Source organism: Streptosporangium saharense (genome assembly GCF_014203715.1).
Taxonomy (GTDB): Bacteria; Actinomycetota; Actinomycetes; order Streptosporangiales; family Streptosporangiaceae; genus Streptosporangium; species Streptosporangium saharense.
The window spans coordinates 59,345-82,598 of sequence record NZ_JACHJP010000012.1; the positions used below are offsets into that span (position 1 = coordinate 59,345).

The window sequence follows — 23,254 nt, forward strand, 5'->3', positions numbered from 1 at the left end:
GAGGACACATCTGGGAGAAACCGTATGCGTACTCGACCGGTCCTCGCGCTCGTCGCCGTCGTGCTCGTCATGATCGGCGTCGGCGTCTACGCGCTGCTGCGGCCGAGCGGCGCACCGGTGGGCGTGACGGGCCCGGGCCCCGAGGAGACGGGCCGCGCCTACCTGACCTCCTGGCAGGACGGAGACGTCAGCGAGATGGGCCGCATGGTCGTCTCGCCACCGGCCGACTTCGCCCAGCGGCACCTGACCTTCGCCCAGGACCTGGACATCGAGTCGCTGACGCTCGTCCCCGACACCCTGGTGCGCAGGGACGCGCAGAGCGCGGAGCTGGCCTTCCACGGCGTCAGGAAGGTCAGGAACCTCGGCGACTGGCCGTTCGCGTCGACGCTGCGGCTGGTCCTGCGCGAGGGCCGCTGGCGGGTGCTGTGGCTGCCGGAGACGCTCCACCCGGCGCTCGCGGGCGGCGGCAGGATCGCCTTCAAGGAGATCACGTCGCCCGCGGCCGAGCCGGTCACCAGCTCGGGGGAGCCGTTCCCGCACGACAGCGGAGCGGAGAACTACCGCGGCCTGTTCGGCGGAGGGGAGGAGGAGAGCACCGGCTACGCCCTTGAGGCCACGGCGGCGGACGGAAGCAAGAAAGAGCTGGTCGCCTTCCCGCCGCCGCACGCGGGGAAGATCAGGACGAGCCTGTCCCGCCCCGTCCAGGCCGCCGCCGCGCGGGCCCTCGACGGCGTCGAGCAGCCCGCCGCCATCGTCGCGGTACGGCCCCGCACCGGGGAGGTCCTCGCGGTCGCCGACCGGCTGGGCAAGGGCAACGGCGGACAGAACGCCTTCCGTGGGCTCTATCCCCCCGGATCGACCTTCAAGGTCGTGACGGCCGCCGCCCTGCTCTCCGAGGGACTCACCCCGACGACGCGGGTCGGCTGCCCGCAGACCTACGCGCCTCCCAAGGGGAGGATCTTCCGCAACGCCTCGGGGCCTCCCGCCGAGGGGACGGTCACCCTGACGTCGGCCTTCGCGCTGTCGTGCAACACGGCCTTCGTCGAGCAGGCGGCCCGGCTGCCCTCGAACGGCCGGGGCCTGGTACGGACCGCCGAACTCTTCGGCTTCAACGCGGAGGTCCCGGGGCTCGGCGACTCCTGCGGCAGGATCAGCCCGCCCGGCGACGTGGACGAACTGGCCTCCGACGCCATCGGGCAGGGCTCCGTCGTGGCGAGCCCGCTGTGCATGGCGCTGGTCGCGGCAGCCGTACAGAACGGTTCCTGGCACGGGCCGGTCCTGACGCCGGGGCGGTCGCCGTCGGCGCAGTCGGTCTCTGAGCGGGCCTCACTGCCGGACACGACGGTCAGCGCGTTACGGGCCATGATGCGCGCGGCCGTCGCCGACGGCACCGCCGCCTCGGGAGGCCTTCCGTCCGGTACGGCGGGCAAGACGGGCACCGCGCAGGCGGAGGGCGGGCGGGAGCACGCGTGGTTCATCGGCTACCGGGGAGACCTGGCCTTCGCCGTCCTCGTCGAGAACGGCGGCGCCGGGTCCAAGGGCGCGGTCCCCATCGCGGCCAGGTTCCTCAGGGCCCTGTGACGATGTTGGACAGATCACAACCTACGGAGGCGTAACCTACGCTAGCGTAGGTTCATGACCACGACCACCGCCGGGGGCTTCCCGCTCCCCGGGCCCGCCAAGCCCCGCCTGCGGGGCTGGTTGCACGCCGGAGCCCTGCCTGTCGCGCTCATCGCCGGATTCGTCCTCGTCGCCCTGGGCCCCACCCTCCAGGCACGGCTGGCGGCGGCCGTCTACGCCGTCACCTCCGGTCTCCTGTTCGGCGTCTCGGCCACCTACCACCGGGGCACGCTCTCCCCGCGCCTGGCCGGGCTGCTGCGCCGCCTCGACCACGCCAACATCTACCTGATCATCGCGGGCACCCACACGCCCTTCGCGATGCTCGCCCTCGACGGCCTGACCAGGACCCTGGTCCTCACCGTGGTCTGGACGGGGGCCGTGGCGGGCGTGCTGTTCAAGGTGCTGTGGACCTCGGCCCCCCGCTGGCTCTCCACGGCGCTCTACATCGCCCTCGGCTGGACCGCCGTCTTCGTCTTTCCCCAGCTCCTGGCGGGCGCGGGAGTCCTCGCGGTCTCCCTCGTCCTGGCCGGTGGCCTGCTCTACACCGCGGGAGGCGTCGTGTACGGCATGCGCCGCCCCGATCCGTCGCCCCGCTGGTTCGGCTTCCATGAGGTCTTCCACGCCCTCACGGTCGCCGCCTACGTCGTGCAGTACGCCGCGGTCTCCCTGGTGGTCTACACGGCGGCGTAGTGTGCCGTGTATGACGACGATCAAGGAGCTGGCGGCCGAGCGCTACGTGTCCGTCACGACCTTCAGGAAGAACGGGACCGGGGTGCCGACCCCCGTGTGGGTGGCACCAGACGGCGAGGGACTGGTCGTCTGGACGGTCGCCTCCTCGGGCAAGGTCAGACGCCTGCGCGCCGACCCACGGGTCGTCCTGGCGGCCTGCGACGTGCGGGGAAACACGCGCGGGGAGCAGGTCGAGGGCCGGGCCTCGGTGCTGTCCCCCGACGAGACCGAGCGGGTGCGCCGGTTGATCCTGCGGAAGTACGGCCTGCCCGCCAGGCTCCTGATGGTCGTCAGCAGGTTCCGCAGGGGCGAGCACGGCACGGTCGGTGTCCGGATCGTCGGGGTCTGAACCGGCCGCGAAACCGCGACCGGTCCGGACCACCGCTCAGACGGTGGCCGTCTCCAGGCGGCGCGCCGCCAGCTCGGCGTAGAGCGCCGCCCCGTCCGGCAGCACCGCGTCGTCGAACTCCGCGTCCGGGGCGTGGTTGTAGGCGGCCTTCTCCGGGTCGCGGTCCGACGGGCACGCGCCGAGCGCGACGAACGCCGAGGGCACCTGGTCGCAGACGTAGGAGAAGTCCTCCGAGCCGGTGAAGGGGTTGGCCGCGCGCAGGAAGCGCTGCTCGCCGTAGACCTCCCTGACGGTCTCGGCGACGAAGTCGGCCTCGGCGCCGTCGTTGACCGTGACCGGATAGATCGCGCGATAGTCGGCCTCGACGTCCAGCCCGTGGGCGGCGGCGATGCCCCTGACCAGGGCGACCGTCCTCTCCTGGAGCCGTTCGTGCGCGGCCGGGGAGAACGACCTGATCGTCACCGCGAAGCGGGCCTCCTCGGGGATCACGTTGCTGACCGTGCCCGCGTGGAAGCTGCCGACGGTGACCACGACCGGGTCGAAGACGTCGAAGCTCCGCGTCACCATGGTCTGCAGCGCCAGGACCATCTCGCACGCGGCGGGGACGGGGTCCTTGGCGCGGTGTGGCGCCGAGCCGTGCCCGCCCGCGCCGCGCACGGTCACCACCAGCTCGTCGATGGCGGACATCATCGGGCCGCCCTTGGTGAGGAAGGTCCCCTGCGGGAGCATCGCGCTGGTCACGTGCAGGGCGTAGGCCGCGACCGGACGCTCACCCGCCGCGTCGAGCGTCCCCTCGTCGATCATGATCTTGGCGCCGTCGTGCCCCTCCTCGCCGGGCTGGAACATGAAGACCACGTTCCCGGCGAGCCGGTCGCGCCGCCCGGACAGCAGGTGCGCGGCCCCAGCGAGCATGGTGGTGTGCAGGTCGTGGCCGCAGGCGTGCATCCTGCCCTCGAACCGTGAGGCCAGCTCCCCGGCTCGTTCGGAGACCGGCAGGGCGTCCATGTCACCCCGCAGCAGGACCGTCGGGCCTGGACGGGCCCCGCGCAGCACCGCGGTGACGGAGCTGAGCTTCTCGCCGAGCCGTACGTCGAGGGGGAGACCGGAGATCGCCTCAAGCACCTTCTCCTGGGTGCGCGGCAGGTCGAGGCCCAGCTCGGGCTCCCGGTGCAGGGCGTGTCTGAGGCGGACCAGCTCATCCCGCATGTCGGCGGCGGATTCACGAAACGACATGGATCATTCCTTCTGACGGCTCGACGACTTGATCGCACGATAACCCGATTTAACCGATCAATGGTCTCGTGTTGTCCTCTTGCCGGATAGGAATCCCCAAGGAACGGGGAGGTCACATGGAAGAGCTGGCACGTACCTGGTGGGTGTATCTGGTCCGCGGCGTCTGCGCGATCCTGTTCGGCGTGCTCGCGCTGGTCTGGCCCGCCATCACGGTCCTCGCCCTGGTCATCGTCTTCGGCGCCTACGCCATCGTGGACGGCGTCTTCGCCCTGTTCGGCGCGGGCAGGGGAGCGGGCTTCGGCTCCCGGAGCTGGATGATCTTCTACGGCATCGTCAGCATCCTGGCGGGCATCGCGGTCTTCGTCTGGCCGGGCATCACGGCCCTGGTCCTGCTGCTCTTCATCGCGGCCTGGGCCGTCGTCACCGGCATCCTGGAGATCGTGGCGGGGATCAAACTGCGCAAGACCGGGGCCAACGAGTGGATGTTCATCATCAGCGGCGCGCTCTCGGTGCTGTTCGGCGTCCTGCTGTTCCTGCGACCCGCCCCGGGCGCGCTGGCCCTCATCTGGCTCATCGGCATCATGGCCATCGTGTACGGCATCGCCCTGGTGGTGCTGTCGTTCCGGGTCAAGGGGCTCGGCTCCCGGCGGCAGGGGCCTTCCGGCACCCCTCGCGTCGTGTGATTCTGGACAATCTCCAGAAAAATCAGCTTCTGCGCGTAATGTCTCCATATAGAAGCGTCATTTACGGGGAATAATCCCTTCGAATCGCCGTGGGGGAGAGACCTGTGGAGGGGACATGGACGTGCACGACCGCCTCGCTCGACACCTGCTCGTGGACGGATACCGGCTGGTCCTGGACCTCGACAGGAGCAGGGGGTCCCGGCTCGTGGACGCCCGGACGGACCGCAGCTACCTGGACTTCTACACCTTCTTCGCCTCGGCGCCACTGGGCCTGAACCCCTTCGACGACGACCCCGAGTTCCTGGCCCTGCTCGGCAGGATCGCCGCCAACAAGCCCGCCAACTCCGACCTGTACACCGGCCACCTCGCCGACTTCGTCGAGACGTTCACCCGCGTGCTCGGCGACCCCGAGCTGCCGCACCTGTTCTTCGTCGAGGGCGGCGCCCTGGCCGTGGAGAACGCCCTGAAGTGCGCCTTCGACTGGAAGAGCCGCCGCAACGAGGCCGCGGGCCGCCCCAGGAGCCTCGGCACCAGGGTGCTCCACCTCACCCGTGCCTTCCACGGCCGCAGCGGCTACACCCTCTCGCTCACCAACACCGACCCGGTCAAGACCGACCGCTTCCCGATGTTCGACTGGCCCAGGATCGAGGTGCCCGCGATCCACTTCGGGAACGTCGAGGCGGCCGAGGCGCGGGCGCTGGCCCAGGCGCGGGCCGCCTTCGAGCGCTACCCGCACGACATCGCCTGCTTCATCGCCGAACCCATCCAGGGCGAGGGAGGCGACAACCACATGCGCCCCGAGTTCCTGCAGGCCATGGAGCGCATGTGCCACGAGTACGACGCGCTGTTCGTCGTGGACGAGGTGCAGACCGGCGCCGGGATCACCGGAACCCCCTGGGCGCACCAGCAGCTCGGCCTGCGCCCCGACATCGTGGCCTTCGCCAAGAAGGTCCAGGTCGGCGGGATCATGGCGGGCCGCAGGGTGGACCAGGTGCCCGACAACGTCTTCCGCGTCAGCGGCAGGATCAACTCCACCTGGGGCGGCGGCCTGGTCGACATGGTCCGCTCCCGCAGGATGCTGGAGATCATCGAGCGCGACGGCCTGATCACCCGGGCGGGCGAACTGGGCCAGGACCTGCTCACCGCCCTTCAGAAGATCCAGGCCCGCTTCCCCGGTCTGGTCCGTCACGCCAGGGGACGCGGCCTCATGTGCGCCTTCGACCTGCCGGACACGACAACCCGCGACCGCCTGGTCGCCCGGCTCAGGCGCGAGGAGGGCGTGCTCGTCCTGCCCTGCGGTGACCAGTCGGTACGGCTGCGCCCCGCCCTCTCGGTGGCCGCGGAGGAACTCCTCGAAGGGACGACCGCCATCACCAGAGCCCTGGAAGCCTCACAGGGCCTGAAGCTCTCCGCGTGAACTACTTCTCGCCGGTACGGCTGCGCCACAGACCTATGGCCGTCATCCGGGAGTCGGCGCCCAGTTTGGCGTAGATCCGGTTGACGTGGTTCTTCACCGTCTTCTCGCTGAGGAACAGGTGCTGGGCGATCTGGGAGTTGGAGCGACCGGTGGCGATCAGCTCCATGACCTCGGTCTCACGCCTGCTCAAGCTCGCCGTGACTGTGGGTTCGGCGTCGAACGGTGCGTCGTCGACTCTCATACGGCCTCCGTTGCAGCAACACGTTCAGGTCGCCGAAACCCCCCGTCTAACGGCGTAGCGATAGCAGCGAGCATAACCCGCGACATCCGTCTTTGGTGGACAAGTCGGGAGTGAGGAAAAACGCAGAACGGCCGGTCCGTGAGGACCGGCCGTTCCCATGGGGTGAGCGAAGGGACTTGAACCCTCGACATCCAGGACCACAACCTGGCGCTCTGCCACCTGAGCTACGCCCACCATGTCCGCCGCAGCGGTACATGAAAAGTGTAGCGGTCTTTGGGAGTCGTTTCGCCTATGGTTTCCGCGTGCCGCTCAGGTCGCGGTGGCCGAGATCGTCTCCGCGAGCTCACGGGCCGTCGCGGAGTCGGGGCCGGGCTGGGCCACGAAGACCGCCGCGCGGTAGTAGCGCAGCTCGCGGATGCTCTCGGTGATGTCGGCGAGCGCGCGGTGGCCGCCCTGCTTCTCCGGCGCGGCGAAGTAGACGCGGGGGTACCACCGCCGGGCGAGCTCCTTGACCGAGGACACGTCGATCATCCGGTAGTGCAGGAACGCGTCGACGGTCGGCATGTCACGGGCGATGAACGAACGGTCGGTGGCGATGGAGTTGCCGCACAGCGGAGCCCGCTTCGGCTCGGGGATGTGCCCCTTGATGTAGTCGAGGACCAGGGCCTCCGCCTCGGCCAGCGTGACGCCCGTGCTCAGCGTCTCCAGCAGAGCCGAGGCGGTGTGCATCTCACGGACGACCTGTGACATCTGCTCCAGTGCCTCGGGCGGAGGCTTGATGACCACGTCAACGCCCTCGTCGAGCTGGTTCAGCTCACCGTCCGTGACCACGCAGGCCACCTCGATCAGCGCGTCTCGGCCGAGGTCGAGCCCGGTCATCTCACAGTCGATCCAGACCAGCAGGTCACTCATAGCCTTCAGGGTAGTACTCCCCTCAGGAGACCTTGAGCGACTTGATGACCCTGTCGGCGAGCGAAGTGTCCAAATTGTCGGGGATGGAGATGTACATCAGCGCCGGCTTCCTGCCCTCGCCCCGGTCCACGATCACGAACGCGGCCCGCTCCTTCTTCCACTTCCAGCCGTTGGCCTCGGACTGCTTGGAGAAGTCGAGGTCGAACATGAACAGCCAGCCGTCCTTGCCGCTCACCTTGATCGCCTCGTCCTTGACGATCTTCCGCTCGTGCTCGGGGCTGTAGTAGGCCGACTCGGTCGCGTGCAGCAGCGTCGCGGCGATCCCGCGCATGCTGGGGACCCCGTCGTAGCCGTACTTGTCGGGAAGCTCACCGGTCAGGATGTTGCCGAGCCACCTGTTGCCCTTGCCGTCGTAGTCCTCCTGCGCGACGGCCAGGGTCCCGCTGGTCCAGGTGAAGCCGAGCGGGTCGCTGCCCAGGTTCGCGGGGAGCTGCCAGGAGGAGCCGGGGTAGGCGTAGGACATCCCGCTTACCGGGTCCTCGATGCGGCCGTTCTGCGGCCGGGGGAGTTCGCTCCTGCCCGGTTGCGGGGTCTCCTGCGGCGGCTCGGTGAACTCGGGAGCGCTCGGGGAGGTGGTGGGCTCCTGCGTGGGGATGACGGGCGGCACGGTCGAGTCGTCGGCGGTCGGCCTGCCCGAGGGGTTCATCAGGAACATGGCCGCGACCACGACGACGACCACCAGGATCACGACTCCGCCGCCCCCGAGGATCCAGGGCCACGGGCTGTTCTTACGTGGCGGAGCCCCCGACGGCAGGCCGTAACCCGCGGCGGGCAGCTGCATCGTGTTGCCACCCGGACTCCCACCGCCCCACCAGGGCGTCTGTCCCTGCGGTCCCTGGCCCTGCGCCCCGTTCCACTGCGCGGCCTGTCCCGCCTCACCCGCGGGCGGCCCCGGCTGCGGCCCCGTGGGTGGCGCGAAGGGCCCGGTCTGCGACCCGGCGGGTCTGACAGGCACGGAAGGACCGGAAGGATCAGCGGACGAAGAGGGAGGCGGGACAGGGGGCGGGGCGGCGGGCTGGGGGAACGGGCCGGTCTGCCCCGTCGGCTGGGGGAGGGGTACGGCCTGGCCCTGGGGGGCGGTGTCCCTGGGGTGTGTGGCGTCGGTCCACTGGTTGCCGTCCCACCACCGCAACAACGGTGAGCCGTAGGGATCGGGGTACCAGCCGGCAGGGGTCTGCGTGGTCATGGCCGTCAGAGTAGTAAGAACCGGTTAGCAGTGCATTGCGGTGCCTTGGAACTCTCAGGGGCACTTGTAGGTGAAAGTCGCCTTGTCCTGGACCTTCTTCCCCTCCGGCAGCGGGGAGAGCAGCCGCAGTGTCGCCGTACCACGGAAGCTTCCCTCGCCCTTGATCGTCCACTCCAGGGTCACCTCGTGCGAGGTCGTCCCCGAGGAGACGGTGTCGGTCTGCTGGATCGGGGTCTTGCGGTCACTGCGCCGCCACTCGTAGCGGATCTCCCCGCCGGAGCCGTTCGTGGCGAAAATGCCCGTGACCCTGACCGTCGCGTCGCACGTCTGTTGCTTCTTCGGCGCGCTCACCTCGACGCCGCTGATCGCGAGCGGGGTCGCCGAACCGCGTAGCAGCCAGACCGCCAGGGCGCCGACGACCATCAGCGCGAGAACCACGGTCGCCAGTGCCGTACGGCGGCGCCTGCGTCTGGCGGCGGTCCCGAGCGTACGCAGCCTGTCGGAGGGCAGCTCGGTGCGCTGCTGGTCGCGGCCCGCCCGCCAGATCTGCGCCGCCGTGGTCTCCGGAGGCACGCCGGGACCGAAGCGCATGACGACGTCCTCCTGACCGGAGGTCGGCATGTCGGCCCGCAGCAGCGTGACGACCTCGCCCTCGTCGGGGACGGCCACCGGGGGGACGCCCACGGGCGCGACCCCCACGGCGGGGCTCCGCCGTACGGCCTGGGCGAGACCGTTCCTGGTCAGGGAGCCGGCGGGCAGCGTGTCCTGCCCGGCAAGCAGCACGTCACGGGCCCGGCCGAGCCCCTCGGTGACGGCGGTGGCCGCGGCCCGCTCGAACAGGGCGGCGGCGCCGGGATCGGCGGCGGCCCAGTTGGCGGCCAGGCCACGGGCGAGCGCCGCCCAGGCCGCCGCGTCACGGCCGCGGTCGGCGGAGCGCCCGTGCAGCGCGTCGGCCAGTCCCCGCTCGGCGAGCAGCGCCGACCCGTCGGCGGCGATCACCACGGTGTCCGGGCGCAGCGCCCCGTGCGCGAGGCCGGAGGCGTGCAGGGCCAGCAGGGTCCGCGCGGTCTCCAGCAGCACGACGGCCGCCTCACCCGCGCCGGGACCGGAACCGGGAAGCCCGGAGGGCGCGGTGAGCAGGTCGGTCAGGGTGGGACTGACCGGCTCCGTGGTGAGCAGCCAGATCTCCCGCCCGGCCGAGACCAGGTCGGTGACCGGGACCAGCCCGGTCAGGCCCGCCTGGATCAGCTCGCGTTCGGCGAGCACGGCCGCGACCAGCCGTTCCCGCGCGGCCGGATCGGCGGCGAAGCGCGGGTCGAGCCTGAGCGCCCCCGCCCGCCGCCCGCCCGGCGCGGTCGCGGACGACCAGGTCCCCGGTTCACCGGTACGGCTCTCGCCGGTCAGCAGGAAACCGGCGACGGTCCCCCGTTCGATGTCCATTGCCCGTTCCGCCGTTCTCCTAGCGCCGCCTCCGGTGGCGACCGGCCATCCTTCGTCCCATCGCCAGTGTGATGGGAAGGGTGCCGCCCGTCACCAGGCCGAACGCCAGCACCGTCTCCGGGATCGTCTCGGGAGGCGTCGGCGACGCGCTGAGAGTCGGCGCCGTCCCTCCTCCGTCGGTCGAGGTCTCCGTCGGCGTGGGGGTCGGAGTGGGTGTCGGGGTCCTGGTGGGCCTGGTGGTCGGCGTTGGCGGGGCGGTCGTCCTGGTCGGGGTGGGCGTCGGCGTCGGGGTCGGCGTCTTCGACGGGGCCTTGGTCGGGACGTCCGAGTCGATGGGGGAGGTCGGCTCCTCCGTGTCGGTCACCGTCGGCGTGGGCTTCGGCGTCGGGGCCTTGGTCGGCTTCTTCGTGGGGGTCGCCGACGGCTTCGGCTTCGGGGTCTTCGACGGGGCGGCCGTCCTGGTCGGGTAGACCGGCGGGGGAGAGGCGGCGGTCGTCGTCGCGGGGGTCGGCGTCGGCGTGGGGGCGGAGGTGGTCTGCGCGGGCTTCTCCGACGGCTCGGGCGTGGGGTCGTCCGGCTGGTTCTCCGGCAGCAGCGACTCGGGGGTGTCGGGGGACGCCGAGTAGATCAGGCTCTGCGGCGCGATCGCGGTGCTGCTCGCGGAGTTGACCAGCACGGCGGTCACCCCGCCGACCACCGCGACGCATCCGAGGCCGACCAGGACCTTGACGCCCATCTTGCTCAGGGAGGAGGTCCTGCGGCGCGCGCCCCCACTCCTGAGGTTCGTCTCGGCGACGGAGGATCCGGTGCCGGTCTTGGGGGCCTCGACGGGGAACAGGGCGGGCAGGAGCGCGGCGAGTCCGGCCAGGCGGCGGCGCCCCTTCTCCTGCCAGTCGGTTCCGTAGGCGTCGGCGGCGACGGCCTCAAGCTCGGTGATGAAGGCGGCGGCGGTCGGCGGCCGGTCCGCGGGGTGCTTGGCGAGACCCCGGTCGACCAGGCCCTGCAGCGCGGGCGGCACCTCCTCGACCGGCGGCGGCGTGACCTGGTGCTGCCTGGCCAGCGCGGCGACGTTCGTCGCCCGGAAGGGCCGGGTGCCCGTCAGGCACTCGAAGAACACGACGGTCGCGGCGTAGACGTCGGTCGAGGGACCGGCGGGGGAACCCGTCCACTGCTCGGGGGCCATGTAGGGAGGCGTGCCCGCGGGGGTGTCCCCGTCGCCGGAGCGGATCGCGATGCCGAAGTCGACGAGCTTGCTCGCCCCGTCCGCCTCGACCATCACGTTTTCCGGCTTGAAGTCGCGGTGCACGACGCCCGCCGTGTGCGCGGTCGACAGGCCGAGAAGGGCGCCCTTGAGCACGACCAGCGCGGCCTCCGGCCCGGTCGGCCCCTCGGAGCGCAGGATCGCGCGCAGCGCGACGCCGTTGACCAGCTCCATGACGATGGCGGCGCCCTCGCCGGTCTCCACGTAGTCGTAGAGCCGTACGGCGTGCGGGCTGTCCAGGGTGTTGAGGACCCGGGCCTCGTGCCGGAAACGGGCGACGAACCCGACGTCACTCCTGAGCTCGTCGGACAGGTACTTGATCGCCACCGGCACGCCGTCGACGTCGTGCCGCGCCATCACCACGCGTCCGCCGGCACCGGCTCCCAGCTCGCGTATCTCGGTGTATCCGGGGACTCGCCAGCCTGATGACGTGCCGTACATGCGGTCTCCTCAGTTGCTTGGGCCCCCACCCACAACAGGCGAACCGTAGCTTAGCCGTAGATTACGAAATTTTTCTCACGAATCACAGATCAGTCTCGAAACGCTGAGTAACCGACATATCGTGACAAACAACCCCGCTACCGGCCGGGATCGGGCCGCGAGGAGACGTGGGCGGGCACCTCGACCTCGGAGGTCATGGCGGGGTCGGTCTCCGGGGCGCCCCACGAAAGGCGCAGCGGCAGCACCCCGGCCCAGATCGGCGTCGCGTAGTCCTCGGGGTCGTCGCTCGGCGGGCCCTGCCGTACCTTGACTGAGGCCTCGTCGAGGGAGATGGCGACGACGGCGGTCGCGGCGAGCTCCTTCCTGGTCGGCGGGCGCGTGGCGTCCCACTGGCCGGGGGCGAGCTGCTCGGTGATCGCGCGCAGCCCCGCAAGACGCTCCTCCTCGTCACGCACCAGACGCGGACGGCCGTAGACCATCGCGGAGCGGTAGTTCATCGAGTGGTGGAAGACGGACCTGGCCAGCACCACGCCGTCCACGTGCGTCACCGTCACGCAGACCTCGCCAGGACCGCGCAGGGAGAGGGAGCCGGTCGAACCGTGCAGGTAGAGGGTGTCGCCGATCCGGCCGTAGCCTGTCGGGATCACCCGGGGAGCCCCGTCGACCACGACGCCCAGGTGGCAGACGAGCCCGGCGTCGAGCACGGCGTAGAGATCCTCGCGGGAGGTACGGCCCCGCTCCTTGGAACGGGTGAGCCTGGTGCGTGGGGTCGTGGAGAGCATGACCCCTACCCTAGGAAGAAGTGGATATCGAAACCACGTCCACTTCATGCCGCCTCTGGGAGACCACTTTGCCGCGCATCCCCGTCGACCTGCCCCTGTCGGTTGACCGCCAGGCTCCCGCCGCGCTCATGACCCAGCTCGGTGACCTGCTGCGCGCCGCGATGCGCGACGGCACCCTCAAGTCCGGGGAGCGGCTGCCCTCCTCCCGCGCCCTGGCCCGCCAGCTCTCGGTCAGCAGGACCGTGGTGACCGAGGCCTACCAGCAGCTCTACGCGGAGGGCTGGCTCGAAGGCCGTCACGGCTCCGGCACCTACGTGGCCGACCTGGCACCGCGCGAGCCCGCCGTACCGGCCGATCCGCCGTCCGCCTCCGCGCCCACGAGCGCGACCTTCGCGGGACCCGTGATCGACCTGCGGCCCGGCCAGCCGTGGGTGCGCGACTACGACCAGGCGGCCTGGCGCAGGGCGTGGCGCGCCGCCGCTGACCTGCCTCCCGGGGACAGTCCCGACCCGTACGGCCTGCCGCGACTTCGCCGGGCGCTGGCCGATCACCTGCGCAGGACCAGGGCCATCGCGGTCGGTCCCGAGAACGTCCTGGTCACCAGGGGTACGGGCAACGGCCTCGACCTCGTCGCGGCCACCCTGCTGCGCCCCGGCGACCGGGCGGGCGTCGAGGACCCCGGCTACCGCGTCGCCAGGAACGTCTTCGCCGCGCGGGGCGCCCACGTCGTGCCCTGCCCGGTGGACGAGGACGGCGTCGTCGTCGAGGCCCTCCCCGACGACCTGCGCGTGCTCTACACCACCCCGGCCCACCAGTACCCCCTCGGCGGACGGCTGCCCGTCCCGCGCAGGGAACGCCTGCTCGCGTGGGCCCGCCGTACCGGGGCGGTCGTGATCGAGGACGACTACGACGCCGAGTTCCGCTACGACGTCGCCCCGCTGCCCGCCCTGTACGGCCTGGGCCCGGAGCGGGTCGCGCTGCTCGGCACGCTGTCGAAGTCGCTGGCCCCCGACGTCGGCGTCGGCTGGCTTGTCGCCTCGCCCACCCTGCTGGCGGCGGTCGCCAGAACCCGCGACAACCTGGCCGACCGCACCAGCGGACCCGCCCAGCAGGCGATGGCCGTGCTGCTCGAACGCGGTGACCTCGACCGGCACCTGCGCCGGATGCGCCTTGAGTACGCCCGCCGCCGCGCCGAGGTCGTCGCCGCCCTCGGCACGCTGGTGACGGGCGACACCGCGGGGCTGCACGTCATGGTCGAGCTGCCCGAGCACGCGGTCGGCCCCCTGGTCACCGCGGCGGCCGAACGCGGGGTGCTGCTCGACGCGATGAGCCGCCACCACCACGGCGTCGCCGCCAGACACGGCCTGGTGATCGGGTACGGCTCGGCCTCGTTGTCCGAGGTCAGGAAGGGGGTAGCGGTGATCGCGGAGCTGATCGGGGACCTGCTGCCCGGGAGGGCGGAGGCGGCGCGGGAGTGAGCTCTCTGACCACGGGCAGCGCGCGGTGCGCCTGGAGCGGATCGACGGGCAGCGCGTGCCGCCCCCACCACCGCGCGACCCCCGGATCCGCGGGGGGCTCCACGAAACCGGGCAGATAGTCGTCGTAGGGCGGGTCGTAGAGATAGCCGGTGGCCACCCCGCGCCGTTCCAGCGCCGCGATCGCCTCGTCCCGGTCGGCGACCAGCAACGGCACCCGGAACAGCGGCTGGTCGAGATGGTCGAGCACACCTTTGGCGACCGTGGGCAGTTCGGCGAGCGCCCGCACCCCGGCGATCCGCCGCGCCCGCCGCCCGGGCAGGGCGCGCAGCCGTCTCACCTGGTAGCGCCGGGAGAGCGGCCCCCGCCTGGTCCGGTAGTCGCGCAGGTCGGCCCTGACCCAGGAGTCGAACGGCGGCAGGTCGGGCACCCGCTTCATGGCCTCGGCCAGCTCCTCGGGGCGCGGGGCGATCCGCAGGCCCTCGCGCTCCTCCTCCATGCCGAGCGCGCGCATCACCCACAGCGCGGGCCTGACCAGATCGAGCCTGACCGCGGTGTGCCTGGCCACCGAGGTCAGCACGGACACGGCCTCCGCGACCGGACGGTACGGCCGCAGCAGCAGGTCACGGGCGGCCTCAAGGGAGTGCAGGTCGGCCTCGCTCTCGACAGCGACCACCCCGCCAGAACCGGCTCCCGCGTGCTTGGACATGCTGAAGACCCCGGCGACCCCGAACGTGCCGAGCGGCCTGCCCCCGACCGTCGTCTCCATGGCGTGGGCGACGTCCTCGACCAGCGTCTTGCCGGCGAACGCGGCAACCCGGTCGGGCAGGCCGTACAGGTTGGTGGTCAGCACCGCGTCCACGGTGTCGAGATCGACGGCGTCGGCGTCGATGTTGCCGTCGAGCGGAGAGAGAGGCGCGATGACGGGACGCAGCCCGGCGGCCAGCACGAGGAAGAGGATCTCGTCGGCGGAGATCGGTGACATCAGCAGCCGCTGGCCGGGGATGCACCAGTGCCGCAGTGCGAGATAGAGGCCGAGCCGGTTGGACGGTACGGCGAGACAGTGACGCCCGGTTCGCGTGGCCATCAGGCCCTCGGGAGTCACCGGGCGCTCACGAGGCCAATGAGGACAAAGAGGTGCGTAGGCGGCCGAAGGTCTTCAGCGCACGGTCGGCGGTGCTCCGCAGGATCGGGCTGGCCAGGACCGTTCCCCTGGCCTTGCGGACCGGGACCCGCAGTGCCCAGTGGATGCTCGCCCCGGCGCTCGGCCTGGCGACGCGACCCTCCATCACCTCGTACTCCCCGTTCTTGAGCTTCTCCTTGTACTCCTTCTCGCCGCGTCCGAGGTCGATGACCTCGATGCCCGCAGCGGCGGCCTTCTCCGCCATCGCGAGATGGTGGATCAGACCAGGAGAGTATTTCGCATAGGTGGTGTCGTAGGCGGGGAACCACCCCGCGAGAGTCGTGGCGGTTCGCAGACCGAAGTGGCCCGCGACCGGCTGGCCGTCCACCCGCAGCACGTCGAAGACGCCGCCGAAGTGCTCGGTGTCGGTGGCCAGCAGCCGTTCGACCAGCTCGACGATCCACGGCCGGGCGAACCGGTCGGTCCTGCCGGTGCGACGGTACTGGTCGGTCTTCCAGCCGAGCAGCGTCCGCAGCGCCGCCCGGTCGGTCGTGGCGTAGTCGTGTTGGAGCGGTCCAGCGTCCCGTTGGAGCTTGCGCGCCTTGTAGGCCGTCGAACGATAGGTCTTGCCAGAATTTTGCCTGACCGTCTCCACGTAGGAGTCGTAACCGTCGCGTAGATCAATGATCGGTGACGGATGCCGGGTGTGTCGCCCGACCAGCAGCGGCTGCCCGGAGACCAGGTGATCGAACTCGAAAACCCCCAGGCCACAGGCCCTGATGAGCTCCCGTGGGTCGAGTTCGAGGTCCTTGACGTGGACCAGCCCCTGCGCGTCGGTGAGCCCGGCCGCCACCGGCTTGCCGATGCCCATCGGGTACCGCTCGAAGGGCAGGAAACCAACCGTCTCCTGACCGTCCTGCAGGACCGCCACCCGGACCTGCTCCTGCAACTCGCCGACGATGATCGTGAACTCGGGGGACAGGAACGGGCTGTCGAAGGCGGGATCCGCCTCCTGAAGGACCCGCCACCGCTCGATGTCGGACTTCGCCAGATCGCGAGGATGGACGATAGAGACGTGCATGGGCTCCTACTGGGGTTGCGGCTTCCCCGACGCGCCTTCGGGCATGAATGCGCACAGGATATGCGTACTCCCAGCGTGCGGCACGGTGCGTAATGTACTGGTAAAAGATTAGGGTCACGGGGGGTTCTCCCAGACTTTTCCCAGGATGTGACATTCCGTTCCCCGGGGGAGAAGGAGCCACGAACCGCCCTTGGCGATCACTGTGGGTTACCGGTCGGCTGGCGATCTGCGATAGAAGTTTCAAGTGTTCTGCAAGTCGTGCGGATAGCCTGATGGTGCGGCCGATAACGCTTGGCTGTGAGCCGCATTCTCTCGCGGTCGCGTCCGTCGTCGCTGTGGAACGCTTCATTGGACCGTGCCCAGGATCGAGGACGAGCGGTGAGACCGACTGACGGACGGCACCAGCGGCGAATTCCGAACTGGCTGATCGCGACCGGAGCGGGGGTCTTCGCCATCGCGCTCCTGATCGGCATCGTCGGCATGTCGGCGAGCCAGGGCAGGCCGAGGGGACAGGTCGTCGCGATCCCGCCCCAGCAGCCCGCGCCCGTCGTCGAGGCGCCCCCGGACACCGGCACCTGGCCGCGCTGGGGCGTCACCCACACCGAGTTCAGCGGCGACGCGGAGCGGGAGGAGGCCGGGGAGACGGCCTCGCACCTCCTGGCCCGGGTGCCCCTGGTGCAGAACCAGCACATCATGGGCTGGGGCGCCGACAACCCCGAGCCCGTGCGCGGCAAGTACGACTTCCGCAACCTCGACCGCCGGGTGCAGTTCATGGCCCGCTCCCAGGCCCTTCCCGTCATCACGCTGTGCTGCGCCCCCGACTGGATGAAGGGCGGCGAGGAGGGACGCACCGACTGGAACACCCTCGAAGCCCCGCCGAACCGCGAGAGCTTCGACGACTTCGCCGAACTCGCGGCGACGGTGGCCAGGCGTTACCCGACCGTCGAGTACTTCATGGTGTGGAACGAGTTCAAGGGGTTCTGGAACGCGGCCACCAACCGCTGGGACGCCGAGGCCTACACCGAGCTGTACAACAAGGTCTACACCGCCCTGAAGAGCGTGAACGGCAACATCAAGGTCGGCGGCCCCTACATCCCGATCGTCAGCGACAAGGAGGGCCGGGGCTCCGAGCTCCAAGGCCCCTGGGGCGTGGTCGACCAACGCGACCTGGACGCCGTCGAGTACTGGCTCAAGCACAAGAAGGGCGCCGACTTCATCGTGGTCGACGGCGCCTCCATGACCAGGGACGCCGGGGCCTACCCCGACGACTTCAGCGCCCTGGCCAAGTTCAGCGCCGTCACCACCTGGCTCAGGCAGAAGAGCGGCAACCTGCCGGTCTGGTGGGCCGAGTGGTACGTCGCGCCGGACAACGCCGACTGGACGGAGGAGCGCAGAACCGCCGTCCAGACGGTCGCCATGATGGAGTTCGCCACCGGTGGCGCGACGACCGCCCTCTACTGGAACCCCCAGCGCAAACCGGGCGAGGACTGCCCCGGCTGCCTGTGGCGTCCGGGCACCGGGGAGGAGCTGCCGATGGCGGGCGTGCTCAGCGGCTTCACCAAGTGGTTCCCGGCGGGAGTCCCGCTGGTGCCGCTCACCTCGGCCAACCCCGCGGTGCGGGTGCTGGCCCAGGAACGCCAGCTCGTGATGGTCAACACCACCAACGCCGCCGCGACCACGACGATCGACGGCAAACAGTTCGACCTGGGACCGTACGAGGTCAGGTGGAGCGCGCGCGGAGCCTGACGGCGGGCCTGCGCCAGTTGGTGAACCAGCGCAGCAGCCACTCGACGGGACCGTACCGGTGGCCGCGCAGCCACACCCGGCTGCCGGCCGCCTGCAGCGCGAAGATCGCCACGGCGATCGAGGAGACGGTGAGCGGGCTGAGCCGGTCGACCAGGGCGAACCCGTAGCCGGTGAAGATCAACGAGCAGATCAGCGACTGGCCCAGATAGTTGGTCAGCGCCATCCGCCCCGGCGGCACCAGCGCGGCGGCCAGGCGCGGCGCGTGTGGAAGCACCCGCAGCAGGGTCGCCACGTACGCCGCGGCCAGCAGCGGCGCGGTGACCAGGTCAACCGCCTGGCCGAGCATGTGGTAGGCGCTCGTGCCGCCCGACCAGGTCGAGTGCGCGTAGAAGACCGCCCCCGCGAGGCCGACGGGGAAGCCGACCCACTGGATCCGCCGCAGCGTGGCCGGGCGCCGCTCCGGGTCGGCGAGCAGTCGCCGCTTGCCGATGGCCAGCCCGACCAGGCAGGCGGCCAGCACCGCGGGCCCCTGGAAGAGCACCCGCAGCACCACGATCCTGCCGAGCTTGTGCAGGTGGTCTGAGATGATCATGGACGCCGAGCTCTGCAGGGCCGCGTCCGACCTGGCCGCCTGCGCCGCGCCCCCGGCCACGGTGCCCGAGACGTCCAGGCCGCGCAGCGCGAGGCAGGCCATCAGGACGAACCCCGCGGCGAGCGCCAGGGTCAGCGCCCCCGCGCAGAGCATCGCGGTCCTCGGCGTGATTCTCCGTACGGCCAGCAGCACCAGCCCCACCACCGCGTAGGTGGCCAGGATGTCGCCGGGGAACAGCAGCACGGCGTGGGCAATGCCGAGCAGGAACAGCCCGGTCAGACGGCGCAGGAACCGTGGCACGAAGGCGCTTCCCGAGGCCGCGGCCGAGTCGATCTGGAGGGTGAAGCTGTAGCCGAACAGGAACGAGAACAGCAGGTAGAACTTGTTCTCGAAGAACACCGTGACGACCCAGCGCACCTCCCAGTCGAGCGGCGCCGAGAAGGCGGGCTCGGCCAGGCCCGCCATACGGTATCCAGAGGCCAGGTAGGCGATGTTGACGACCACGATGCCGAACAGCGCGAACCCCCGCAGGGCGTCCACGGCGGCGAGCCTGTGGTCTTGGAGGGCCGTGGCCACGGCGGGTCTCACCAGGTGACGATGCTCTCCCATGACCATCGAACCGTCCTCCAACGTGCCGCACGCCGTGACGCGTCCCCGGCAGATAGATGTCGATATGCCGGGGGGACCCCCGGAGGCTCACGCCTATTGGAGCTGGTTGAACCCGATGACGATGAAGCGTTCGACGATCACCGCGACCGCCAGCAGGAACGCGGGAACCGCGACGAACAGAATGCGCCGTCTGGCCTTCGACACGCGACCGGGATCACGGAGCCTTTGCAACTCGTAGACGAACAAGGCGATCCAGGTGACGCCGAGCGCACCGAGTCCGATCGGGGTCATGGGAGAACCGCGGTCACCGAAGCCCGTCAGGGGCCGTGGCTGTGGGATCTCGGCGTTCTTCGGATAGGTCTTCAGCGTGTAGACGGCGGCGTCCTTGCTGTTGAAGACACGTTTCAGCTCCGGTGAGGCGTCGAGGGCGGCCCGGAAGCGCTGTGCCCAGTCGGCGGGGAAGCCGTGGTTGAGCTGTAGGTAGGCGGCCTGGCCCCGGCTGGCGACCAGGTAGGTGTTGGGCGGGGAGACACGGAACTTGTCGATCACGGACGACAGCTGTTCCGGGTTCTTGTCCACGAGCACCTGCTGGTACTCGATCTTGTCGAAGTCGCGCTCGCCCCATGGGATGGTCGGCGTGACCTCGGGTCCGATGATCGGGACCAGGAACAGCACCCTGCCGCTGGGCTTGTCGTGCCCGTAGACGTAGTGCATCGCCTGGACCTCGTCGTTGGAGACGCGTTCGAACTGCTCGTTGCCGTAGCGGGCGACCAGGAACGACAGCGACAGCGCCATCGCGCACCCGGCGGCCAGCAGCAGCGAGATCCTGCGGGTCAGCAGCGGGTCGAGCCTGATGACGCGCCTGCGGATCGGCACCGTCTCGTCGGGGGCCTCCGCCGTACCGGCCGGAAGGTTCGGGAAGAAGGCGTAGGCGGCGAGGATGCACGCGCCGGGCAGCGCGAACAGGTAGATCCGCAGGCCGATCTCGCCGCCGTAGCTCTGCAGCGCGAGCGCGAGCACCGGCACGCACAGCAGGAGCAGGGCGGCCCGGTCCCCGACGCCCCTGAACAGACGGCGCAGCAGACCGATCGCGGCCAGCAGCAGGATGACCGCGCAGATGCCCAGGCGGGCCATCAGCACCAGCGCGTGCCTGCTGTCGCTGCCCTCGATCCGGTCGCCGGTGTTGCGCTGGAGGTTCTCCAGGATCCGGCCGAGCCCGCCGAACAGCTCGTCGATGTGGCCGCTCCAGAAGGTGACCGTCTGGTAGCTGATCCACGCCAGCACGATCAGGCCGAGGAAGAACGGCAGGGCCCAGCTGAGCGAGGAGCGCCGCAGCAGGATCAGGCCGGTCAGCGTGCCCAGCATCATGAACGGCGTGATCTGGTGCGAGGCCGTCGCGGTCCCGAACAGGACGATCAGCACGATGAGCATGATCGAGCGGTCGTAGACGCCGGTCGGGCGGGCCAGCTCACCCGGGGTCAGCCCGTCCAGCCTGGCCAGCAGCCGCCGGACGCGGCCCTTGGACGGCATGGCCTTGTCACGGACCTCGACCCTGCCGAACCAGCGGAGCACGATCGCCACGAAGGCCAGATAGATCGCGTAGGTGAAGCCCTGCGGCGAGAAGTAGTCCTGGCCGATCCACTGCACGAGGATGAACAGCAGCGCCGCGAACCAGCGCGCCCTGGTCGTCGCGACCACCTGGCGCAGGATCAGCACGAAAGGCAGCAGGTAGAGCAGGTTGGACAGCAGCGGCGTCCAGCGCAGGATCAGCGTCAGGTCCGTGACCCCGGCCGCCTTCGTGACGAACGCCACCAGCGCGAAGAACCCCGGCCAGGCGAAACGGGCGTCGAGGATCGGCGAGGAGGTCCCGGTGCGGTTGATGAACTCCACGAAGCCCGCGTGGACGTAGGCCGTGTGGAAGCGCGGGGTGTCCTCGATGAGGGCGGCGGCGCCGTGCAGCGCGAAGGTGATCACCGCGAGCTGGAAGAGCAGCAGGAACTTGCGGTCGGTGTTCTGCGCGATCGTGACGAAGAACGCCGTGATCATCAGCAGGATCGCGACGAACGAGGTGACGGGCAGCGCGGAGATCAGCCCGAGACCGTCGATGTGCGTCAGGTCGACACCCCGCAGCGGACCCGGCGCGACGCGCAGGGCCAGCACGTACATGATCAGGCCCTCGATGGTCAGCAGCGGCGGAAGCCACGCCGTCGCCGAGCGCGCCAGCCGCTCCGTCCACGGGACGTGCGGCCTGGGGACGGGCGCGGGCACCCTGACATCCTGCGTGACGTCCTGTACGGCCTGCCGCCCGGCCTCCTGTTCGGTCTCCTGGCCGGTCACGGGGGACTCGGCCAGGCGCCGGGCGGGCAGCCGTACCTCGGCGGTGGTCTCCGCCTCGCTGTCGTCGCCCTCGTCCGGTTCGGGCTCCGGTTCGGGCTTGGTCAGGGGCTCGGTGTCGGTGACGCCGGGCAGGTCCACGACCGAGGAGTCCACGACCGAGGAGTCCGTGACCGAGGAGCCGAGGACGGAGGTGTCCACGATCGAGGCGTCTGGTTCCTCGTCATCACCGGATATATCCGGCATGTCTGGAGTGCCCTCGGGCTTGGGCGTGAGGACGGGGATGCGGAAGACGGCGGTCGCCGAGGGGTCGTCGTCGCCGGATATATCCGGCTCCTCCGGATCTCCCCGCTCCTCGGACTCTTCGGCCTCCTCGGGCGCCTCGGTTTCTTCGGGCGCCTCGGTTTCCGTGGCGTCCTCAAGGACCTCGGCGTCCTTCTGGTCTTCGGAGGCGGGCCCGTCCTCGGATCCGGCGGGCGTCTCCTCGGAGACGGGGGGACGTTCCCCCGCCTCTGCGGCCTCCGTCTTCACGTCATCACCTGAGCGTTGCCTCACGTCTAACATCATGGGGGCTACAGGGACCCGGCCGTGACGGCCGTCTGCGATCTTTCTCCGCCCTTGAGCATTCTGCGAAGACCGGGAAAGATCAACGCGGCGATCAGCAGCTCACTCAGCAGCAGCGCGTATCCCACCGCCTCGATCCCGGTCGTGGGGAACAGCACCAGGGTGCTGGTGAGCACGAGTACGGCCAGGCAGATCTGGACGAGCGCGAGCCTGCGGGCCTGTCCCACGGCCCGCAGCCCGCTCAGATAGATCTCGATCAGCACCCTCGGCAGCACCGCCAGGGACATCAGCTGGAGCAGCAGCGTCCCCCGGTCGGCGAACCCGGGACCGAAGACACGCAGGATCAGCGGCGCCGCGAGAATCGTCACGATCACGATCGGAATAATGATCATGAATGCCCGGCGCAGCGCCCTGCGGGAGTTCGACGCGAGCCGCTCCCGGTCGAAGGACCCCTCGACGGTCAGCGAGGTGGCCATGTTCATCGCCAGCAGCTCGATCAGCGAGCCCAGCGTGTGGGCCATGGAGAAGTAGCCGAAGGTGACCTCGTCCACCCTCGCGGCGATCAGGACCGGGATCAGGTAGACGCTCGCCAGGATCGACAGCGTGCCCGGGTAGTCCCCCGCGAGGAAGCGGCCGACCTCGCCGAAGGAGAACGGCCTGGCCGTACTCTCCGTCTTCCTGACATGCCGGGGGATGACCTTCTTGAACAGCAGGAGGTTGATCGGGATCAGGGCCATCGCGGCCGGGATGATCCACGAGACGAAGATGCCGTCGCGGGGCAGCGCGAACGCCAGGCCGACCAGCATGGCCATCTTGACCAGGCCGTAGCACAGGCTGTTCACCGGCACCCACGTGGCCCTGCGCAGCCCGGCCAGCGTCACGTCCTCCAGCGTGAACACCGACCAGACCAGCGTCGAGGCCAGGAAGAACAGCCCGGGGCCGATGCCGCCGAGCGAGGCGTAGGTCGGCCCCCACCACGGCAGCGTGACCAGGAAGCCGAGCGCGGCGACCACGCCGGTGGCCCCGGCGACCGCGTAGGCCCTGACGATGAGCGCGGGCGTGCGCGGTCCGGCCACCGGGATGAACCGCGCCAGCGCCCCGACGAACCCCAGCGCGGTCAGCGAGGCGAACAGCCGCATGGCCGTGATCAGCGCCTGACCCCTGCCGAAGTCGGCGGGGCCGTACATCTGGGCGGCGAGCCACCAGTAGCCCATGCCGAGCACGGCGGTGATCGCGGTGTTGGCCATGAGCGCGTAGCCGTTGCGGAAGAGCGGGTTGCGCAGATCGCGCGTCACCCGCTGCCGCAACCCGGCGAACCGGCCTTCCGGCTCGTCCGTCGTCGCGCTCATGTGATGCCTCCCCCCACGTCCGAGGAC

The 23,254-nt window shown here is 70.4% G+C and carries 19 protein-coding genes and 1 tRNA gene; 7 read left to right on the top strand and 13 right to left on the bottom strand.

Annotation, left to right across the window (positions count from 1 at the left end; all coding sequences use genetic code 11):
• Nucleotides 1-24 precede the first annotated feature (24 nt).
• From FHS44_RS35410 to FHS44_RS35420, 3 genes are read left to right on the top strand one after another with little or no spacing between them, the layout of a single operon-like run.
• Entirely contained in the window at nucleotides 25-1,581 is a 1,557-nt protein-coding gene (locus FHS44_RS35410; RefSeq protein WP_184723519.1) for a penicillin-binding transpeptidase domain-containing protein, read from the top strand.
• A gap of 54 nt (nucleotides 1,582-1,635) precedes the next feature.
• Nucleotides 1,636-2,310 carry a PAQR family membrane homeostasis protein TrhA gene (gene trhA, locus FHS44_RS35415; protein WP_184723536.1) on the top strand — a complete coding sequence of 225 codons (675 nt, stop codon included), beginning with the start codon at nucleotides 1,636-1,638 and terminating at the stop codon, nucleotides 2,308-2,310.
• 10 nt (nucleotides 2,311-2,320) lie between these two features.
• A complete protein-coding gene (locus FHS44_RS35420) occupies nucleotides 2,321-2,698 on the top strand; it encodes a PPOX class F420-dependent oxidoreductase (protein WP_184723539.1) in 378 nt (125 codons plus the stop codon).
• Nucleotides 2,699-2,734: 36 nt separating this feature from the next.
• Here FHS44_RS35420 and FHS44_RS35425 read toward each other — a convergent pair whose 3' ends face one another.
• Entirely contained in the window at nucleotides 2,735-3,931 is a 1,197-nt protein-coding gene (locus FHS44_RS35425) for a M20 metallopeptidase family protein (RefSeq protein ID WP_184723542.1), read from the bottom strand.
• 116 nt (nucleotides 3,932-4,047) lie between these two features.
• On the opposite strand from FHS44_RS35425, the gene FHS44_RS35430 reads away from it, so the two are divergent.
• Together FHS44_RS35430 and lat are read left to right on the top strand one after the other, a co-directional pair.
• A complete protein-coding gene (locus tag FHS44_RS35430; RefSeq protein WP_184723545.1) occupies nucleotides 4,048-4,614 on the top strand; it encodes an HdeD family acid-resistance protein in 567 nt (188 codons plus the stop codon).
• A gap of 115 nt (nucleotides 4,615-4,729) precedes the next feature.
• Nucleotides 4,730-6,031, top strand: coding sequence for an L-lysine 6-transaminase (lat, locus tag FHS44_RS35435; RefSeq protein WP_184723549.1), 1,302 nt, complete (start codon nucleotides 4,730-4,732; stop codon nucleotides 6,029-6,031).
• 1 nt (nucleotide 6,032) lies between these two features.
• Here the strand turns inward: lat and FHS44_RS35440 are convergent, their stop codons facing one another.
• From FHS44_RS35440 to FHS44_RS35470, 7 genes are all read right to left on the bottom strand, one after another.
• Entirely contained in the window at nucleotides 6,033-6,272 is a 240-nt protein-coding gene (locus FHS44_RS35440; protein ID WP_184723552.1) for a helix-turn-helix domain-containing protein, read from the bottom strand.
• Nucleotides 6,273-6,430: 158 nt separating this feature from the next.
• Nucleotides 6,431-6,506 (bottom strand) — tRNA-His (locus tag FHS44_RS35445).
• Nucleotides 6,507-6,581: 75 nt separating this feature from the next.
• Nucleotides 6,582-7,184, bottom strand: coding sequence for an oligoribonuclease (orn, locus tag FHS44_RS35450; protein ID WP_184723555.1), 603 nt, complete (start codon nucleotides 7,182-7,184; stop codon nucleotides 6,582-6,584).
• 22 nt (nucleotides 7,185-7,206) lie between these two features.
• Entirely contained in the window at nucleotides 7,207-8,430 is a 1,224-nt protein-coding gene (locus FHS44_RS35455) for a DUF2510 domain-containing protein (protein ID WP_184723558.1), read from the bottom strand.
• 54 nt (nucleotides 8,431-8,484) lie between these two features.
• Nucleotides 8,485-9,870, bottom strand: a complete 1,386-nt coding sequence (locus FHS44_RS35460) for a protein kinase family protein (protein WP_184723561.1) — start codon at nucleotides 9,868-9,870, stop codon at nucleotides 8,485-8,487.
• A gap of 19 nt (nucleotides 9,871-9,889) precedes the next feature.
• Nucleotides 9,890-11,572, bottom strand: coding sequence for a serine/threonine-protein kinase (locus FHS44_RS35465; RefSeq protein WP_184723564.1), 1,683 nt, complete (start codon nucleotides 11,570-11,572; stop codon nucleotides 9,890-9,892).
• Between the two features lie 137 nt (nucleotides 11,573-11,709).
• Nucleotides 11,710-12,354 carry a pyridoxamine 5'-phosphate oxidase family protein gene (locus FHS44_RS35470; protein ID WP_184723567.1) on the bottom strand — a complete coding sequence of 215 codons (645 nt, stop codon included), beginning with the start codon at nucleotides 12,352-12,354 and terminating at the stop codon, nucleotides 11,710-11,712.
• Nucleotides 12,355-12,422: 68 nt separating this feature from the next.
• On the opposite strand from FHS44_RS35470, the gene pdxR reads away from it, so the two are divergent.
• Complete coding sequence (pdxR, locus tag FHS44_RS35475) at nucleotides 12,423-13,832, top strand: MocR-like pyridoxine biosynthesis transcription factor PdxR (protein ID WP_246436577.1); 1,410 nt, start codon at nucleotides 12,423-12,425, stop codon at nucleotides 13,830-13,832.
• On the opposite strand, the gene FHS44_RS35480 is transcribed toward pdxR, so the two are convergent.
• The gene (locus FHS44_RS35480; protein ID WP_184723570.1) at nucleotides 13,756-14,916 is read right to left on the bottom strand and encodes a DegT/DnrJ/EryC1/StrS family aminotransferase; all 1,161 of its coding nucleotides are present in this window, start codon (nucleotides 14,914-14,916) and stop codon (nucleotides 13,756-13,758) included. The genes pdxR and FHS44_RS35480 overlap by 77 nt on opposite strands.
• Before the next feature lie 25 nt (nucleotides 14,917-14,941).
• Complete coding sequence (locus FHS44_RS35485) at nucleotides 14,942-16,033, bottom strand: GNAT family N-acetyltransferase (RefSeq protein WP_184723573.1); 1,092 nt, start codon at nucleotides 16,031-16,033, stop codon at nucleotides 14,942-14,944.
• 378 nt (nucleotides 16,034-16,411) lie between these two features.
• On the opposite strand from FHS44_RS35485, the gene FHS44_RS35490 reads away from it, so the two are divergent.
• Nucleotides 16,412-17,779, top strand: a complete 1,368-nt coding sequence (locus FHS44_RS35490) for a GH39 family glycosyl hydrolase (protein ID WP_312863945.1) — start codon at nucleotides 16,412-16,414, stop codon at nucleotides 17,777-17,779.
• Here the strand turns inward: FHS44_RS35490 and FHS44_RS35495 are convergent.
• From FHS44_RS35495 to FHS44_RS35505, 3 genes are all read right to left on the bottom strand, one after another.
• Entirely contained in the window at nucleotides 17,754-18,959 is a 1,206-nt protein-coding gene (locus FHS44_RS35495; RefSeq protein WP_312863946.1) for a DUF418 domain-containing protein, read from the bottom strand. The genes FHS44_RS35490 and FHS44_RS35495 overlap by 26 nt on opposite strands.
• Nucleotides 18,960-19,073: 114 nt before the next feature.
• Complete coding sequence (locus FHS44_RS35500; protein WP_184723579.1) at nucleotides 19,074-21,845, bottom strand: hypothetical protein; 2,772 nt, start codon at nucleotides 21,843-21,845, stop codon at nucleotides 19,074-19,076.
• Nucleotides 21,846-21,886: 41 nt separating this feature from the next.
• Nucleotides 21,887-23,227: a lipopolysaccharide biosynthesis protein gene (locus FHS44_RS35505; RefSeq protein ID WP_184723582.1), complete on the bottom strand. Its 1,341-nt coding sequence runs from the start codon at nucleotides 23,225-23,227 to the stop codon at nucleotides 21,887-21,889.
• Nucleotides 23,228-23,254: the final 27 nt, after the last annotated feature.